14 protein-coding genes and 2 pseudogenes are annotated in these 14,080 nt (G+C 71.5%); 8 read left to right on the forward strand and 8 right to left on the reverse strand.

Going from position 1 to position 14,080, the window contains the following annotated elements; translation table 11 throughout:
- Window positions 1-123 precede the first annotated feature (123 nt).
- Entirely contained in the window at window positions 124-1,329 is a 1,206-nt protein-coding gene (locus ACFU53_RS01905; protein WP_383984931.1) for a geranylgeranyl reductase family protein, read from the forward strand.
- A gap of 59 nt (window positions 1,330-1,388) precedes the next feature.
- On the opposite strand, the gene ACFU53_RS01910 is transcribed toward ACFU53_RS01905, so the two are convergent.
- Window positions 1,389-1,841 carry a nitroreductase family deazaflavin-dependent oxidoreductase gene (locus ACFU53_RS01910; protein WP_383984934.1) on the reverse strand — a complete coding sequence of 151 codons (453 nt, stop codon included), beginning with the start codon at window positions 1,839-1,841 and terminating at the stop codon, window positions 1,389-1,391.
- A gap of 209 nt (window positions 1,842-2,050) precedes the next feature.
- On the opposite strand from ACFU53_RS01910, the gene ACFU53_RS01915 reads away from it, so the two are divergent.
- Together ACFU53_RS01915 and ACFU53_RS01920 are read left to right on the forward strand one after the other, a co-directional pair.
- Complete coding sequence (locus ACFU53_RS01915) at window positions 2,051-2,764, forward strand: TetR/AcrR family transcriptional regulator (RefSeq protein ID WP_383984937.1); 714 nt, start codon at window positions 2,051-2,053, stop codon at window positions 2,762-2,764.
- 115 nt (window positions 2,765-2,879) lie between these two features.
- Window positions 2,880-3,149, forward strand: a pseudogene (locus ACFU53_RS01920) (response regulator transcription factor); the annotation flags it as partial.
- On the opposite strand, the gene ACFU53_RS01925 reads toward ACFU53_RS01920, so the two are convergent.
- The 5 genes from ACFU53_RS01925 to ACFU53_RS01945 all read right to left on the reverse strand — a co-directional run bounded on the left by ACFU53_RS01925 (window position 3,110) and on the right by ACFU53_RS01945 (window position 6,884).
- Window positions 3,110-3,433: a DUF6332 family protein gene (locus ACFU53_RS01925; RefSeq protein ID WP_383984941.1), complete on the reverse strand. Its 324-nt coding sequence runs from the start codon at window positions 3,431-3,433 to the stop codon at window positions 3,110-3,112. The pseudogene ACFU53_RS01920 and the gene ACFU53_RS01925 sit on opposite strands and share 40 nt — an antisense overlap.
- 64 nt (window positions 3,434-3,497) lie before the next feature.
- Entirely contained in the window at window positions 3,498-4,238 is a 741-nt protein-coding gene (locus ACFU53_RS01930; RefSeq protein WP_383984944.1) for a maleylpyruvate isomerase family mycothiol-dependent enzyme, read from the reverse strand.
- 87 nt (window positions 4,239-4,325) lie between these two features.
- Window positions 4,326-5,309 (reverse strand): ATP-grasp ribosomal peptide maturase, encoded by a 984-nt coding sequence (tgmB, locus tag ACFU53_RS01935; RefSeq protein WP_383984947.1) that lies wholly within the window; start codon window positions 5,307-5,309, stop codon window positions 4,326-4,328.
- A gap of 16 nt (window positions 5,310-5,325) precedes the next feature.
- Entirely contained in the window at window positions 5,326-5,517 is a 192-nt protein-coding gene (gene tgmA, locus ACFU53_RS01940; RefSeq protein ID WP_013005676.1) for a putative ATP-grasp-modified RiPP, read from the reverse strand.
- Window positions 5,518-5,696: 179 nt separating this feature from the next.
- Window positions 5,697-6,884: an MFS transporter gene (locus ACFU53_RS01945; protein ID WP_383984950.1), complete on the reverse strand. Its 1,188-nt coding sequence runs from the start codon at window positions 6,882-6,884 to the stop codon at window positions 5,697-5,699.
- 394 nt (window positions 6,885-7,278) lie between these two features.
- On the opposite strand from ACFU53_RS01945, the gene ACFU53_RS01950 reads away from it, so the two are divergent.
- The 4 genes and pseudogenes from ACFU53_RS01950 to ACFU53_RS01965 form a co-directional block, all read left to right on the forward strand.
- Entirely contained in the window at window positions 7,279-8,385 is a 1,107-nt protein-coding gene (locus ACFU53_RS01950; RefSeq protein WP_383984953.1) for an LLM class flavin-dependent oxidoreductase, read from the forward strand.
- Window positions 8,382-9,782, forward strand: coding sequence for an NtaA/DmoA family FMN-dependent monooxygenase (locus tag ACFU53_RS01955; protein ID WP_383984956.1), 1,401 nt, complete (start codon window positions 8,382-8,384; stop codon window positions 9,780-9,782). The genes ACFU53_RS01950 and ACFU53_RS01955 overlap by 4 nt, the downstream gene beginning before the upstream one ends.
- A gap of 247 nt (window positions 9,783-10,029) precedes the next feature.
- Window positions 10,030-10,221 carry a hypothetical protein gene (locus ACFU53_RS01960; RefSeq protein ID WP_383984959.1) on the forward strand — a complete coding sequence of 64 codons (192 nt, stop codon included), beginning with the start codon at window positions 10,030-10,032 and terminating at the stop codon, window positions 10,219-10,221.
- A 249-nt stretch (window positions 10,222-10,470) separates the two neighbouring features.
- Window positions 10,471-10,712, forward strand: a pseudogene (locus ACFU53_RS01965) (hypothetical protein); the annotation flags it as partial.
- On the opposite strand, the gene ACFU53_RS01970 reads toward ACFU53_RS01965, so the two are convergent.
- On the reverse strand, window positions 10,704-10,940 hold the full coding sequence (locus ACFU53_RS01970; RefSeq protein WP_383985054.1) for a hypothetical protein: 237 nt from the start codon (window positions 10,938-10,940) through the stop codon (window positions 10,704-10,706). The pseudogene ACFU53_RS01965 and the gene ACFU53_RS01970 overlap by 9 nt on opposite strands.
- A gap of 115 nt (window positions 10,941-11,055) precedes the next feature.
- Here ACFU53_RS01970 and ACFU53_RS01975 point away from each other — a divergent pair, with 115 nt between their 5' ends.
- A complete protein-coding gene (locus ACFU53_RS01975; protein ID WP_383984962.1) occupies window positions 11,056-11,562 on the forward strand; it encodes a MarR family winged helix-turn-helix transcriptional regulator in 507 nt (168 codons plus the stop codon).
- Window positions 11,563-11,646: 84 nt separating this feature from the next.
- On the opposite strand, the gene ACFU53_RS01980 is transcribed toward ACFU53_RS01975, so the two are convergent.
- Window positions 11,647-13,908, reverse strand: coding sequence for a heavy metal translocating P-type ATPase (locus tag ACFU53_RS01980; RefSeq protein WP_383984965.1), 2,262 nt, complete (start codon window positions 13,906-13,908; stop codon window positions 11,647-11,649).
- Window positions 13,909-14,080 lie beyond the last annotated feature (172 nt).

The following is a 14,080-nucleotide window of genomic DNA, read 5'->3' on the forward strand; positions in this document are numbered from 1 at the left end:
ACCCGGTGTGTCGGTGTAGGGCGCATGCGCTGCCGATCCTCCCACAGCGGTCCTCGGCGTCACCCGCCGTAGGATGCGTGGGACAGGTGCGGCAGGCGGCTGGATCGGGAGCAGTAGACCATCGTGAGCAGCGAGAACTCTTCGGCGGACGACGTGCAGCGGGTGTGGGACGTCGTCGTGGTGGGCGCGGGCCCCGCGGGGGCTTCGGCCGCCTACGCGGCGGCGGTCGCGGGACGCAGCGTCCTGATGCTGGAGAAGGCGGAGCTGCCGCGGTACAAGACGTGCGGCGGCGGCATCATCGGCCCCTCACGGGACTCGCTGCCGCCCGGCTTCGAACTGCCCTTCAAGGACCGTGTGCACGCGGTCACCTTCTCCCTCGACGGCCGCTACGCCCGGACGCGCAAGTCCAAGCAGATGCTCTTCGGCCTGATCAACCGGCCCGAGTTCGACCAGCAACTTGTCGAGCACGCCCAGAAGGCGGGCGCCGAGCTGCGTACGGGCGCCACGGTCACCCGGGTGGAGCAGCACGGCTCGGCCGTGCCGGACCGGCGCACGGTCGCCGTCGTCCTGCAGAGCGGGGAGACGCTGTTCGCGCGGGCCGTCGTCGGCGCCGACGGCAGCGCCAGCCGCATAGGAGCGCACGTCGGGGTGAAGCTCGAACAGGTCGACCTCGGCCTGGAGGCGGAGATCCCCGTGCCGGAGACCGTCGCCGAGGACTGGAAGGGGCGCGTCCTCATCGACTGGGGCCCGATGCCCGGCAGTTACGGGTGGGTCTTCCCCAAGGGCGACACCCTGACCGTCGGTGTGATCTCCGCGCGCGGTGAAGGCGCCGCCACCAAGCGCTACTTGGAGGACTTCATCGGGCGGCTCGGCCTCGCCGGCTTCGAACCGAGCGTCTCCTCCGGGCACTTGACGCGCTGCCGTGCCGACGACTCGCCGCTCTCGCGGGGGCGGGTGCTGGTCTGCGGGGACGCGGCGGGGCTGCTGGAGCCGTGGACGCGGGAGGGCATCTCCTTCGCGCTGCGGTCGGGGCGGCTCGCGGGGGAGTGGGCGGTGCGGATCGCCGAGGCGCACGACGCGGTGGACACCCGCCGCCAGGCCCTGAACTACGCGTTCGCCGTGAAGGCGGGACTCGGCGTCGAGATGAGCGTCGGCAAGCGGCTGCTGATCGCCTTCGAGCGGCGGCCCGGGCTCTTCCACGCGGCCATCACCGGCTTCCGCCCTGCCTGGCGGGCCTTCGTCGACATCACGCGCGGGTCCACCTCCCTGGGCGAGATCGTCCGCACCCACCCGCTGGCCCAGCGGGCGCTGACCGCGTTCGACCGGTAGGCACGGGGCGGCGCCGCGTCGGCACCTCTCGGTCGGCCACCTGCGCCCCGCCCGCCCCGTCACCGCTTGACGGTGATCCGGAAGACGGGGTGCTTCGGTGCGGCGGCGAGCAGTTCCTCGTCGGTGGAGTCGGCGTCGACGTCGCCGAAGAACCGGCCCACCTCCCAGCCCCACTTCTTGAGGTAGGTGCGCAGCACGACGGGCTTCTCCTTGTCGGGCAGCTCGACCGCCGTGAACTCCTGCACCCGGCGGCCCACCTGAAGTCGTCCACCGCCCGCCGCCCGCATGTTCCGCACCCACTCGGAGTGGCCGCGCGCCGAGACGAGGTAGGGGCCGCCCTCGTACGGCAACGGGTTGACCGGCAGTCGACGCCACTCGCCGCTCTTGCGGCCGCGCACGGAGAGCTCGGCCGTGCCGAGGAGGCTGACGCCGCGGCGGGCGAGCCAGCCGATGAAGCCGTTCACCGCGCGGTCGAAGGGGTTGGACTTGATGTAGTGGGGCGACGACGACATGGGGTTCCTCCCGTAGTGGTCGAGCGGCTCTCCGAGTGATTCAGAGAGCACTGCTCTCGCTTGAGAGCAGTGTGCACGAGATCGGTGCTCCAAAGCAAGAGCAGTGCTCTCATTTGCGGCTGCCGCTCTGTCTCGTGAATGGTGCTCCGATTTGAGAGCACTGCTCCGAAATGTGTGCAGTGCTCTGCCTCTGTGGCACACTGCTTCGCATGAGCACAGCACGAGGAGCCCGCGCCCGCGCCCGGATCGAGGTCACCGCCGCCATCAAGGACGAGGCGCGCAGACAGCTCGCTGCCGAGGGCGCCGCCAAGCTGTCGCTGCGGGCCGTGGCGCGGGAGCTCGGCATGGTCTCCTCCGCGTTGTACCGCTACTTCCCGAGCCGCGACGAGCTGCTGACCGCGCTGATCATCGACGCCTTCGACTCCCTGGGCGAGGCCACTGAAGCCGCGCACGCGAAGGCCGCCGGTGAGAGTCCGGCCGGGCAGTGGGTCGCGGCGTGCGAAGGCGTGCGGGAGTGGGCACTGGCGCGGCCGCACGAGTACGCGTTGATCTACGGTTCGCCCGTGCCCGGGTACACCGCGCCCGACACGACCCTGCCGGCCGCGTCCAGGGCCGGGCTGGTGCTGATCCGGATCGTGCGTGACTCCTACCAGGACAAGGGTGTGGCCCAGTGGAAGCTGCCCGCCGAGCTGCGGCCCGAGGCGCGGCGGATGGCCGAGCATTTCGCGCCCGATCTGCCGCCGGAGGTGGTCGCGGTGCTGGTCGGGGCGTGGGCGCAGCTGTTCGGGCTGGTCAGCTTCGAGGTGTTCGGGCAGTTCAACCGGGTGGTCGAGGACCGTGGGGTGTTCTTCCGGCACGCGGCGGGTCAACTCGCCCACCATGTCGGTCTGGTGTTCCCGCAGTCCGAGGCGGCGGAGCGCTGACGTTCCCCGGGACCGGCGGGGCGTACTTCGCCGGGAGTATGTGTGATCACCCCGCTCGGGTGACGTCGTGCCCGGTGGGCGGCGTCTAGCGTGGCAGGCATGGCGGAGCAGAGTGCGGCGGCTGATCTCCGAGTTCGCGGCCCGTTCCAAGGAGCCCGCGGCCGTCGCCTCCCTCGCCGAACTCACCGCGCGGAAGCGGGAGGTGATGGCCCTCGTCGGCATCGGCCTGACCAACGACGAGATCGCCCGCCGTCTCGTCGTCAGCCCGCTGACCGCCAAGACGCATGTGAGCCGCACGATGGTGAAGCTGGGCGCCCGCGACCGGGCCCAATTCGTCGTGCCGGCCTACGAGTCGGGGTTGGTACGGCCGGGCCGGCTGGGCTGAGCGGAGCCCGGCCCGCCGGGTCGTTCCGCAGCGTGTCGGCCGACTCGCGTGGCGCGCCGGAAGCGGGTCAGCACGATCGTGACGACCGCGACGAACACCACCACGGTCACGGTGAGCGCGAGGGGGCCGAGCAGGCTCCACCGGCCGCGCAGGGAGCCGAAGAGGTTCGGCAGGAACTCGGTCACGCCGAAGTAGGCCGCGCCCGCCGACACCGCTCCCGCGAAGAGCGCGAAACCGATCTCCGTGGTCATCGCGTCACGTTCGGCCTGCGTTCGTCTCCCCATGGGTTGAGTGTGGGGGCGGCGGGCGTACCCGACAAGGCACCTGGCGCATCCCGCCGGACCTGGTTCAGCCGATGCCCGAGGTCTCCCGCCACAGCTCCGCGAGCGAGGGGTCGCCTGTGACGGCAGGGAGGGGAAGCCGGTTCCACAGGGACAGGTACAGCCGGGGCGCCGGGCCCGAGATCTCGCAGTCGGCGGCCTCCGCCTTCGACGCTTCCGCGCGTTCTGCCACGGGCGGCTCCGACGACAGCCGTACGGTCCAGACGGCGGCCGTGTCGGTCGCCCGCACCCGCAGGACACGAGGCGTCTCGGTGCGCACCCGGCTCCTGCCGCGGGCGTGGAAGCCGAGCAGGAGTTCGTCGATGCCGTCGACGGCGAAGTCCACGGCGGGCTCGCCGAGTTCGCCGCCGAGCGCGGACTCCGCGTCGGCGCGGTGCACGGCCGTCTCGTGGGCCTGGCGGCGTGCCCAGAAGGCCAGCGGGGAGGGGGCGGGCAGGAAGCTCCAGCAGTCGACGTCGGAGGGGGCGTCGCGCAGGGTGTCGACGAGGCGCCGGTGACCGTCCTCGAACCAGGTCAGCAGAGCGTCACCGTCCAGCTCGGGGTCGTTCCCGAGGGGGCGGGGCGAGGCGTGTCCCTCGGCGAGGAACGCCGTGGCCCAGCGGTGCACGACACTCGTGTGCCGCACCAGGTCCCGCACCCGCCACTCCGGGCACGTCGGCACCTCGGCGTCCGTACCGGCCTTCCGGGCGGCCGTGGCGAGCAGTCGGCCTTCCTCGTCCAGGGCTCTGATGTGCTCGGCGGTCTCCATGGGGCGAGTCTGCCGGATGGAGCGTGCTCGAAGCGCCCGCCCGAGCCGCGGCGGGCGCTTCGGTTCACCAGCGGGTCGTCAGGGGCGTCAGGGTGTCGCCCGGATCCGGCCCTCGCGGCGCGTTCCCGCCCCCGGTTCCTCGTGTGCCAGCCACTCGGCGACGCTGTGGGCGATCGGCTGGCCGGTGTCCATCTCCACGAACCCGAACTGGCCGGACTGGTTGCACTCCAGGAACCACCAGATCCCCTCCGCGTCCTCCGCGAAGTCGAAGGCTCCGTAAGAGAGTTCGGCGTCGCGGAGGTAGGTGCGTACGGCCGTGGCGGTGCGTGCCGGGACGTCGACGGGCTGCCACGGCGCGGTGGAGGGGGCGAAGCGGACGTCCACCTCGTCGGGGTGCGCGTCCGGTGCGACCGCCTTGCGGGCGGCCAGCATGCGGTCGCCGACGACGGTGAGCCGGATGTCGGCGGTCTTGGCGATCCGGCGCTGCAGCAGCGTCGGGCCGAACGCGACGGCGGTGAAGTCGGTGCCGGGCGCGATACGGCTGGTCGGGACCGTCCGGGCGGGCTCCTGCGGGTGGGTGCCGGAGACCGGCTTCACCACCAGGTCCGGGAAGCGCTCGGCGAAGTCGCGGGCAGCCTGTGGGAACGTGGTGATCAGCGTGGCCGGCACGGGGAGCCCACAGCGCTGGGCGTGCCGGAGCTGCCACGGCTTGTGCCGGGCCCGGCGGGCCGCGTCCGGGTCGTTCATCCAGCGGGCGCCCGTGCCGCGCAGCATGCCGTACAGGGCCTGCGAGGACTCCTCGGTCAACCAGGCGGACGGCTCGGCGACCCGGGCGGCCGGAACGCCGGGCCGGCGCAGCCAGATCGACCGCAGCCCGCTCATGCTCACCAGACGCCCCCCGGCGGACAGATGCCCGCGGAAGGAGCCGTGCACGTACTCGCCGGAGAGCGCCACCCCGCCGGGGAGGTCGGCGGGGTCGAGCCGGACCACCGGTACGCCGGTCCTGTTGAGTTGTGCCACCACCAGGTCCGCCGTCACATCCTGTTCGCAGGTGAGGATCAGCACCGTCATCGTCGCCGGTCCGCGTTCAGTCGTCGAAATGGGTCTTCGAGCCCGCTGTGGACGTCGTCGCCCCCAATTCCCTCATAAGGCCCTGGTCGTGAGCGGCTATCCGCCCGTCGGCGAGCACGTTCAACTGCAGCCCGGAGTCGTAGGTGTACGGAGCGCTGAACTCCAACTGCTCAGCGGCGCGAGCGTAGTTGAGCACGAACAGTCGCATCGTTTCTCCTTGTTCGGGACCATCCGGAAAACCGGATGGTGACGCTCCGGCCGTCCTCTGTTCGGCCGGGTCGCAGTGCCTCCAGGGAGTTATACGAATCGAACGACTGAATGGTTGCCTCATCTTCTCGGAGGGCTGACTTCATGCACCGCGAGGTGTCACGGGGCAACGGTGAGTGGTCATTTCGCGGCCGAGTGGCGGGTGGCGAACGCGATGGCGGAGGCGAACGCGGCGAGTACCGCGACGCTGGTGAGCGCGGTGGGCAGGGAGAACCACTCGGCCATGAAACCGATCGCGGGCGGGCCGAGGAGCATGCCGAGATAGCCGAGGGTGGAAGCGGTGGCCACACCGCTGGGGCCGGCCAGCGCACCGGCGCGTTCGATGGCGACGGGGAAGATGTTGGCGAGGCCCAGACCGGTGACCGCGAAGCCGAGCAGGGTCGCCCACACCGAGGGGGCGAGAGCCCCGAGCAGCATGCCGGCTGTCGCGGTGGCGCCACCGGCCACGAGCACCGTGGTCCTGCCCAGGCGTTCGAGCAGGGGCGTCCCGGTCAGCCGGCCGATCGTCATGGCGAGCGCGAAACACGAGTAACCGATCGCCGCGACACCGGGCGAGGTGTCCAGATCCGCCTCCAGGTGCAGGGCGCCCCAGTCGGCCAGCGCTCCCTCGCCGTACGCCGTGCACCCGGCGATCAGACCGAGGACGACCACCAGGCCGCGCGTACGGCCGTCGAGGCGGCGGGGGCCGGCCTCCCGGTCGCCCTGTTCGGGGGTGCGGTCCGGTGGCGCCGGGGGCTCGTGGCGCAACAGGGTGGGTGCGGTGACGGCGGTCACCAATAGGCCGATCAGGGTGATGCCCAGCAGATGGCGGGTGGGGGAGACGGAGCCCGCGACGAGGCTGCCGAGCCCTGCTCCGACCATGCCGCCGAGGCTGAACGCGGCGTGGAAACTGGGCATGATGGGCCGCCCCAGCGCGGCCACCAGGTCCACGGCGGCGCTGTTGAAGGCGACGTTCATCCCGCCGAAAGCCGCGCCGAAGACCAGTAGCACCGAGCCCAGTGCGAGTGCCGAGTGCGTGAGTGGGGGCAGGGCCACGCTGAGGGCCAGAAGGACGGCGCAGGCGACCGTCACCGGATGGCTGCCGAAACGGCGGCAGAGTCGGCCGGTGAGCGTCATCGTGATCACCGCTCCGGCGGACACGCCCAGCAGCGCGAGCCCCAGCGCGCCGGGCGACGCGCCGGTCTGTTCCTTGATCGCGGGGATCCTGACCACCCAGCCGGCGAAGACGAAGCCGTCGAGGGCGAAGAAGGCGGTGATGGCGATACGGAGGGCGCGGAGGCGGACGAGGTCCTTGTCGTGGCCCGGCACGGCGTTGTGCGTTCGGGTTTTGTTTATTCGCGGCACAAAATGAGGCTAGGTGGGAGTCGGTGGCTGGGGCAAGGAGGTCTCCGGGCGAGGGAAGGCCGCCCCGAACCGGGTCACCCAATTGGGCAACGGGGTCGTCTCATGCGCGTACAACTAATGCTCTTGACATCTTCCCGGGCGGACGGCGTAGGTTGAAGCGATCGTTACTGGACGGGTGGAGGCCCTGATGCGCGCACGTGACGCGGCACCGCACGGTGCCGGCGCGGGCGCGCGGCTGATCACCCGGCGGCATGTGGACTACTGCCGTACCGCCTCCGCCGTCTGTCCTTCCGCACGCGTGTGACCCCCCGTCGGCCCCTCGGGCCGGCCGTCTCGTCGTGCCCTCGGAAGGAACCCCATGTCCGGCCCCGCCCTGCGCCTCGCCGTCGAACTCGACGGCGACGGCGCCCATCCCGCGGCCTGGCGCCGCGCCGCCCACTCTCCCGAGCATCTGCTGACCCCGCGCAGGGTGGCCCGTGTCGCCGCCGCCGCGGAGAACGCCGGGTTCACCCTGCTCACCCTGGACGACGGCGTGCTCCCGCCCGGTGCCGCGCCCGACACGGTCGGCCGGATCGGCGCGGTGGAGCGGGCCGCGTTCATCGCCGCGTCGACGAGCGTCGCCGGTGTCGCGCCGGTCGTCCCCCTCACGTACGCCGAACCGTTCCATGTCTCCAGCCAGTTGGCGTCCCTCGACCACATCTCCGTCGGGCGCGCCGGGTGGGTGGTCGGCGAGGAGACGCGGCCCGAGGCGGCACGTGCCTGGGGACGCCCCCTCGTCGACGGGGCCGCCGCCCGAGCCCGCGAGTCCCGTGACGGCGTCGAGGCGGTGCGCGCACTGTGGGACTCGTGGGAGGACGACGCGGTCATCCGTTCCGTGGCCACCAGCCGCTACCTCGACCGCGACCGGCTCCACTACGTCGACTTCACCGGCGACACCTTCACGGTGAAGGGGCCGGCGATCGTGCCTCGTCCCCCGCAGGGCCAGGTCGTCGTGCTCGGCCACCCCGACCTGGTGCCCGCCGAGCGGCTCGACGTCGCCCTCGTCGCGGGCCGTGACCTCGCCGTCGTCGCCTCGGCCGCCGCCGGCGCCGGGACGCCCCGGGCCTTCGCCGAGATCGAGGTCGCCCTCGACACCGCGCACGCCACGGCCGAGGAACGCGTCGCCGACCTCGAACAGCACGCGCCCTGGACCGATCGCGGACGGCTGCGCCACATCGGCTCCGCCGCCGGACTGGCCGCGCTGCTGGAGCGGCTGCGGGGTGTCGTGGACGGCGTTCGGCTGCATCCGCTCGTGCTGGACGAGGACCTTCCGGAGCTGTCCCGGCTCGTACTGCCGCACCTCTTCGAACGGCGGTACGCGGTCCGCCCGTTGCCCGGCGCCTCCCTGCGCACCCACCTGGGCCTGGAGCGGCCCGCCAACCGCTACGCCACCGCGGCGGTCCCGGCCGGGGAGGAGACCCGATGACCCGCACCGATCCACTCGACGCGCCCCGGCCCGACGCGCAACTGCACCTCGGGGTCTTCTTCCAGGGCGTCAACCACTGGACCATCTGGTCCGACCCGGCGAGCGGCAGCCAGATCGACCCCGCCAGCTTCCGGCAGGTGGCGCGGACCGCCGAACGGGGCCTGTTCGACGCGTTCTTCCTCGGGGAGGGGCTGCGTCTGCGCGAGGTCGACGGGAAGATCCACGATCTCGACGTCGCCGGACGGCCCGACGCCCTCACCCAGCTCGCCGCCCTGGCCGCCGTCACCGACCGGATCGGCCTGGTCTCCACCTCCAACACCACCTTCAACGAGGCCCCCGACCTCGCCCGCCGCCTGTCCGGCCTCGACCTGCTCTCCGAGGGCCGCGCCGGCTGGAACGTGGTGACCACCGACAACGCCTGGACCGGGGAGAACTTCCGCCGTGGTGGCTACCTCGACCACGCCGACCGCTACACGCGCGCCGAGGAGTTCCTCACCGTGGCACGCGCCCTCTGGGACGGCTGGAAGGACGGCGCCGCCTCCGGCTCGCCGGGCGCCTCCAGCTGGGCAGCACCCGGAGCCGTGCGTCAAGTCCGCCACCAGGGGCGGCAGTTCGACGTCGACCTCGCGCCCACACTGCCGCGCAGCGCCCAGGGCCACCCGGTGATCTTCCAGGCCGGCGACTCGGGCGAGGGCAGGGACTTCGCCGCCCGCAACGCCGATGTCATCTTCTCCGCGCACGGCAACGACTTCGACGACGCGCTGGCCTTCGCCGACGACGTCCGGCGTCGCCTGCTGTCCGCCGGTCGCCCCGAGGACGACCTGCGCATCCTCCCCGGTACGGAGATCATCATCGGGGCCACCGAGGAGGAGGCCCTGGAGAAGAAGCGCTGGATCCGCCTCCAACAGGTGACTCCCGCCACGGCGTTGGGCATTGCCGGGCTGCTGTGGAACCGGGATTTCTCCGACCGGGACGCCGACGGGCCGCTGCCGAAGGAGGACCCGGTCGTCGCCGAGAACGACGGCTCCTTCGGCGCCCGGCGCATCGCTGACCCGCGCAATGTGGTCGCCGAGTGGCGGGAGAAGGCCGAGGCGGGCGGCTGGTCGCTACGCGAGACCGTCATCGCCCTCGGCCCGCAGCGCGGCCACGTCGGCACTCCGGCGGGCCTCGCCGACAGGTTCGCCCACTGGGTACGGCACGGCGCGGTCGACGGCTTCAACGTCACGCCGTACCTGATCCCCGACGGCCTCGACGACATCGTCGACCTGCTCGTCCCCGAACTGCAGGAACGCGGCGTCTACCGCACCGAGTACACGGGCACGACGCTGCGCGCACACCTGGCCCTGCGCGAACCCCTGACCCACCGCTCGACGACGGACCGCCGGCGAGTGGGCTGACCCACCGCTCGACGAGGGACTGTCGGCGAGTGGGCTGGCCCGTCGGTCGGCGAGGGACTGTCGGCGAGTGGGCTGGCCCGTCGGTCGGCGAGGGACTGTCGGCGAGTGGGCTGGCCCGTCGGTCGGCGAGGGACCGTCGGCGAGTCGGCCGCCCACCGCTTCACGCCCGACCGCGACGAGCCGGCGGCCCCCTGTTCCGTTTCCGTGGCGACGGCCCACTCCGACCGGGGGTGGGCCGTCGCCAACCGTGTCCCATCCGCGCATCGTTGCCCACTTCGACATCACCAAGGGACAGACACCGGAGAACATCGTCCTCGAACCCGACGGCTCCGCCGACCTGACCTTCTCGGCCGCCCGCCAGATCGCCAATGTCACCAAGCAGGGGCACACCCGCATTCTCGCGGCCCTCCCCGCCGAGCCGAACCCGCAGACCCCCTAGTCGGCGACGACATCGTCCTCGGCATCGCCCGCGCCCACGACGGCCGGTCTACGTACTCAGCGGCGCCTACTTCACCATGCGGGACCCGAATCTGCTCCTCGCCCACCTCGGCGGTCGCCACGGTCGGTGACCTGCCGCGTCGAATTTCTCATTACCGCCCTTGGTGAATATCTCGCGGCCTGAGGAATGGAAATTCGTCGATAATGATCCGGCAATCCCATGTGAATACGTGGGTCAGGCTCCGGACGTGTGAAAGACCGTCTCGTCATCAAAGGAGCTCGTCAGTACGACCTCCATGATGTCTCGGTGGAACTGCCCCGGGACGCGCTCACCGTTTTCGTGGGAGTCTCCGGATCGGGTAAATCGAGCCTGGCGTTCGACACGATTTTCGCCGAGGGGCAGCGCCGCCATGTCGAATCGCTCTCCTCCATGCCCGTCAATTCCGAGGCCAATGGGACAAGCCCGATGTCGATGTGATCGGCTCATCGCCCGGGTCCGGTTCCTCGACGCCGAGCGCGAGGTGGAGAGACAGTGACCTTGCCGCCCTCGGCCCTGGCCTGCCGGCAGAGCACCGTCAGCCGATCCTGCTCAGCGGCCTTCGCGGTGCCGTGCGTGCCGGTCTGGGCGACCGCGGTGGCGGAGACCGCGGTGAGGGCCGGTGCGGTGGCGGCCGCCGTGGTGACCGCCGTGCCGACCACCTGCTGCCTGCTGAGCTTCATTGCGTGTGCTGCCTTTCGTGCGCCCCTAGCATGTTTGAGAGTTCAAACACATTGCCGGAAGGTGGCGCTGCACCTTGTGATTGAAGCTTCAAACGGAGGCCGGTAGAGTGTGATCATGCCCACCACGCCGCGCTGGCTCGACGCCGAGGAACAACGGGCCTGGCTGGCCTACATCGACTTCTCCACCCTGCTCAGCGACTACCTCAACCGGCAGCTGCGCCGTGACGTCGGCATGACGCACGCCGACTACACCCTGCTGTCCCATCTCTCGTCGGCGCCCGACCGGGCCCTGGGCATGTCCGAGCTGGCCCGCCGGCTGAAGATCACCCGCAGCCGTCTCACCCACGCGGTCAACCGGCTGGGTGAGGCCGGACTCGTGGACCGCCGGGAGGACCCCGCCGACGGCCGGGGGCAGCTGGCAGTCCTCACCGACGAGGGGCAGGGGCTGCTGGACCGCGCGGCCCCCGGCCATGTGGAAGCCGTACGCCGTGCGGTGTTCGACGCCCTCACTCCCGAGCAGGTGCGCCAGCTGGCCGAGATCGGCGAGGCGATCGGCGACGCCCTTGTCCGCGCGGAGGGCAACCCGACCGATCTTGCGGTACTGCCCTGGCGGCGTCGCTAGGGCGACGGGGTATGACTGGAGGCCCTGGGGGCCGCCCCGCGCAGCGCTTGGCGCGGAACGAGCCTTCACCCTCGGCCAGTTGATTCAGTCGGCCGCTCGGAACGTCCGCAGGCGCAGGGAGTTGCCGACGACGAAGACCGAGGAAAAGGCCATGGCCGCCCCGGCGATCATCGGGTTGAGGAGGCCGGCTGCCGCGAGCGGCAGGGCGGCCACGTTGTAGGCGAAGGCCCAGAAAAGGTTGGACCGGATGGTGCCGAGGGTCCGGCGGGCGAGGCGGATGGCGTCGGCGGCCACGCGCAGATCACCTCGTACGAGGGTCAGGTCGCCGGCCTCGATCGCGGCGTCCGTGCCCGTGCCCATCGCCAGCCCCAGGTCGGCCTGTGCGAGTGCGGCCGCGTCGTTGACGCCGTCACCGACCATCGCGACCGAACGGCCCTCGCCCTGGAGCCGCTTGACGACCTCGACCTTGTCCTGCGGCAGCACCTCCGCGATCACGTCCTCGGTCGCGATACCGACCTCACGCGCGACGGACTCGGCCACGGCCCTGTTGTCGCCGGTCAGCAGGATCGGCGTGAGGCCGAGCGCGCGCAGCCGGGTGATCGCCTCCGCGCTGGTCTCCTTCACCGCGTCGGCGACTTCGAGGACCGCGCGGGCCTCGCCGTCCCAGGCGACCGCGATGGCGGTACGGCCGGACGCCTCGGCCTGCTCCTTGGTCCGTCGGAGGTCCGCCGGAAGTTCCATGGCCCAGTCGGCGAGGAGTCGTTCGCGGCCGACGAGGACCGAGTGGCCGTCGACGATCCCCTGCACACCGAGGCCGGGTACGTTCGCGAAGTCCTCCGGCACGGGCAGTGAGCCGAGCCGCGCCGACGCTCCTTCGGCGACGGCACGGGCGACCGGGTGCTCGGAGGCGTGCTCCAACGCGCCCGCCAGCCGGAGGACTTCGACCTCGTCGGTGCCGGCGCCGGGGTGCACGGCCAGCAGCGTCATCCGGCCGGTGGTGACGGTGCCGGTCTTGTCGAGGACGACGGTGTCGGCCTTGCGCGTGGACTCCAGCACCTCCGGGCCCTTGATCAGGATGCCCAGCTGGGCGCCGCGCCCGGTGCCGACCAGCAGCGCGGTCGGCGTGGCGAGCCCCAGAGCGCAGGGGCAGGCAATGATCAGTACGGCGACGGCTGCGGTGAACGCGGCCGTCAGTCCGGCGCCGTTACCGAGCCAGAAGCCGAGGGTGCCCAGGGCGAGGGCGAGCACGATCGGCACGAAGACGGCGGAGATCCGGTCCGCGAGCCGCTGGGCCGCGGCCTTCCCGTTCTGCGCGTCCTCCACCAGCTTCGCCATCCGGGCCAGTTGGGTGTCGGCGCCGACCCGGGTGGCCTCGACGACGAGCCGCCCGCCCGCGTTGACGGTGGCACCGGTGACCGGGTCGCCGACCACGACCTCCACGGGCACGGACTCGCCGGTGAGCATGGACGCGTCCACGGCGGACGAGCCCTCCACGACCGTCCCGTCCGTGGCGATCTTCTCTCCGGGACGCACGAGGAAGCGGTCGTCGACCTTCAACTCGGATACGGGGACAGTCCGTTGGCCGCCGTCCGGCGTGAGGACGGTGACGTCCTTCGCGCCCAGCTCCAGCAGCGCCCGCAGTGCCGCGCCCGCCTTCCGCTTGGAGCGGGCCTCGAAGTAGCGCCCGGCGAGGATGAAGGCGGTCACCCCGGCCGCGGCCTCCAGATAGATGCTCCCGGCACCGTCACCCCGGACGATGGTCAGTTCGAAGGGGTGTGTCATGCCCGGTGTGCCCGCCGTCCCGAAGAACAGCGCCCAAAGTGACCAGCCGAACGCGGCCAGCGTGCCGATGGAGATCAGGGTGTCCATGGTGGCGGCACCGTGCCGGGCGTTCGTCCAGGCGGCGCGATGGAAGGGCCACCCGGCGTACGTGACCACGGGTGCCGCCAGCGTGAGGGACAGCCACTGCCAGTACTCGAACTGCAATGCCGGGATCATGGCCATCGCGACGACGGGGACGGCGAGGATCACCGCCGTGATCAGTCGCTGCCTGAGCGGCAGCAACTCGTCCTCCTCCGCCTCGCCCGTACTGTCGGGCTCGGCCCGTGCGGGTGGCGCGGGCTCCTGTGCCGTGTACCCCGTCGCCTCGACGGTGGCGATCAGGTCCCGCACCGAGACGTCATCGGCGTAGCTGACCTTCGCCTTCTCGGTGGCGTAGTTGACCGTGGCCGTGACGCCCTCCATGCGGTTCAGCTTCTTCTCGACGCGGGCCGCGCAGGAGGCGCAGGTCATGCCGCCGATGGAGAGCTCCACCTCGGCGGCGGGGCCGGTCCTGGTGATGGCCATGCCAACTCCTCGTACATCGTGGGCGGCTTGCGGATCGGATACGGGGTAGGGGTATCCTCGCACTTGTCTGTATACCCCTGGAGGGTATCAATGGCAAGTTGCTGGCACCGCTTGACGTTATACCCCCTAGGGGTATCGTGAGCTGTGTGGAGGCCCTAAACCCGAAGGAGAC

Source organism: Streptomyces sp. NPDC057474 (genome assembly GCF_042802555.1).
Lineage (GTDB): Bacteria > Actinomycetota > Actinomycetes > Streptomycetales > Streptomycetaceae > Streptomyces.

Bases quoted from the DNA above. Each gene is read 5' to 3' on its own strand.
- ACFU53_RS01910 (WP_383984934.1), bottom strand. From the start codon at position 1,841: ATGTCGTCGTCGCCCCACTACATCAAGTCCAACCCCTTCGACCGCGCG.
- ACFU53_RS01915 (WP_383984937.1), top strand. From the start codon at position 2,051: ATGAGCACAGCACGAGGAGCCCGCGCCCGCGCCCGGATCGAGGTCACC.
- ACFU53_RS01925 (WP_383984941.1), bottom strand. From the start codon at position 3,433: ATGGGGAGACGAACGCAGGCCGAACGTGACGCGATGACCACGGAGATC.
- ACFU53_RS01930 (WP_383984944.1), bottom strand. From the start codon at position 4,238: ATGGAGACCGCCGAGCACATCAGAGCCCTGGACGAGGAAGGCCGACTG.
- tgmB (WP_383984947.1), bottom strand. From the start codon at position 5,309: ATGACGGTGCTGATCCTCACCTGCGAACAGGATGTGACGGCGGACCTG.
- tgmA (WP_013005676.1), bottom strand. From the start codon at position 5,517: ATGCGACTGTTCGTGCTCAACTACGCTCGCGCCGCTGAGCAGTTGGAG.
- ACFU53_RS01950 (WP_383984953.1), top strand. From the start codon at position 7,279: ATGTCCGGCCCCGCCCTGCGCCTCGCCGTCGAACTCGACGGCGACGGC.
- ACFU53_RS01955 (WP_383984956.1), top strand. From the start codon at position 8,382: ATGACCCGCACCGATCCACTCGACGCGCCCCGGCCCGACGCGCAACTG.
- ACFU53_RS01970 (WP_383985054.1), bottom strand. From the start codon at position 10,940: ATGAAGCTCAGCAGGCAGCAGGTGGTCGGCACGGCGGTCACCACGGCG.
- ACFU53_RS01975 (WP_383984962.1), top strand. From the start codon at position 11,056: ATGCCCACCACGCCGCGCTGGCTCGACGCCGAGGAACAACGGGCCTGG.
- ACFU53_RS01980 (WP_383984965.1), bottom strand. From the start codon at position 13,908: ATGGCCATCACCAGGACCGGCCCCGCCGCCGAGGTGGAGCTCTCCATC.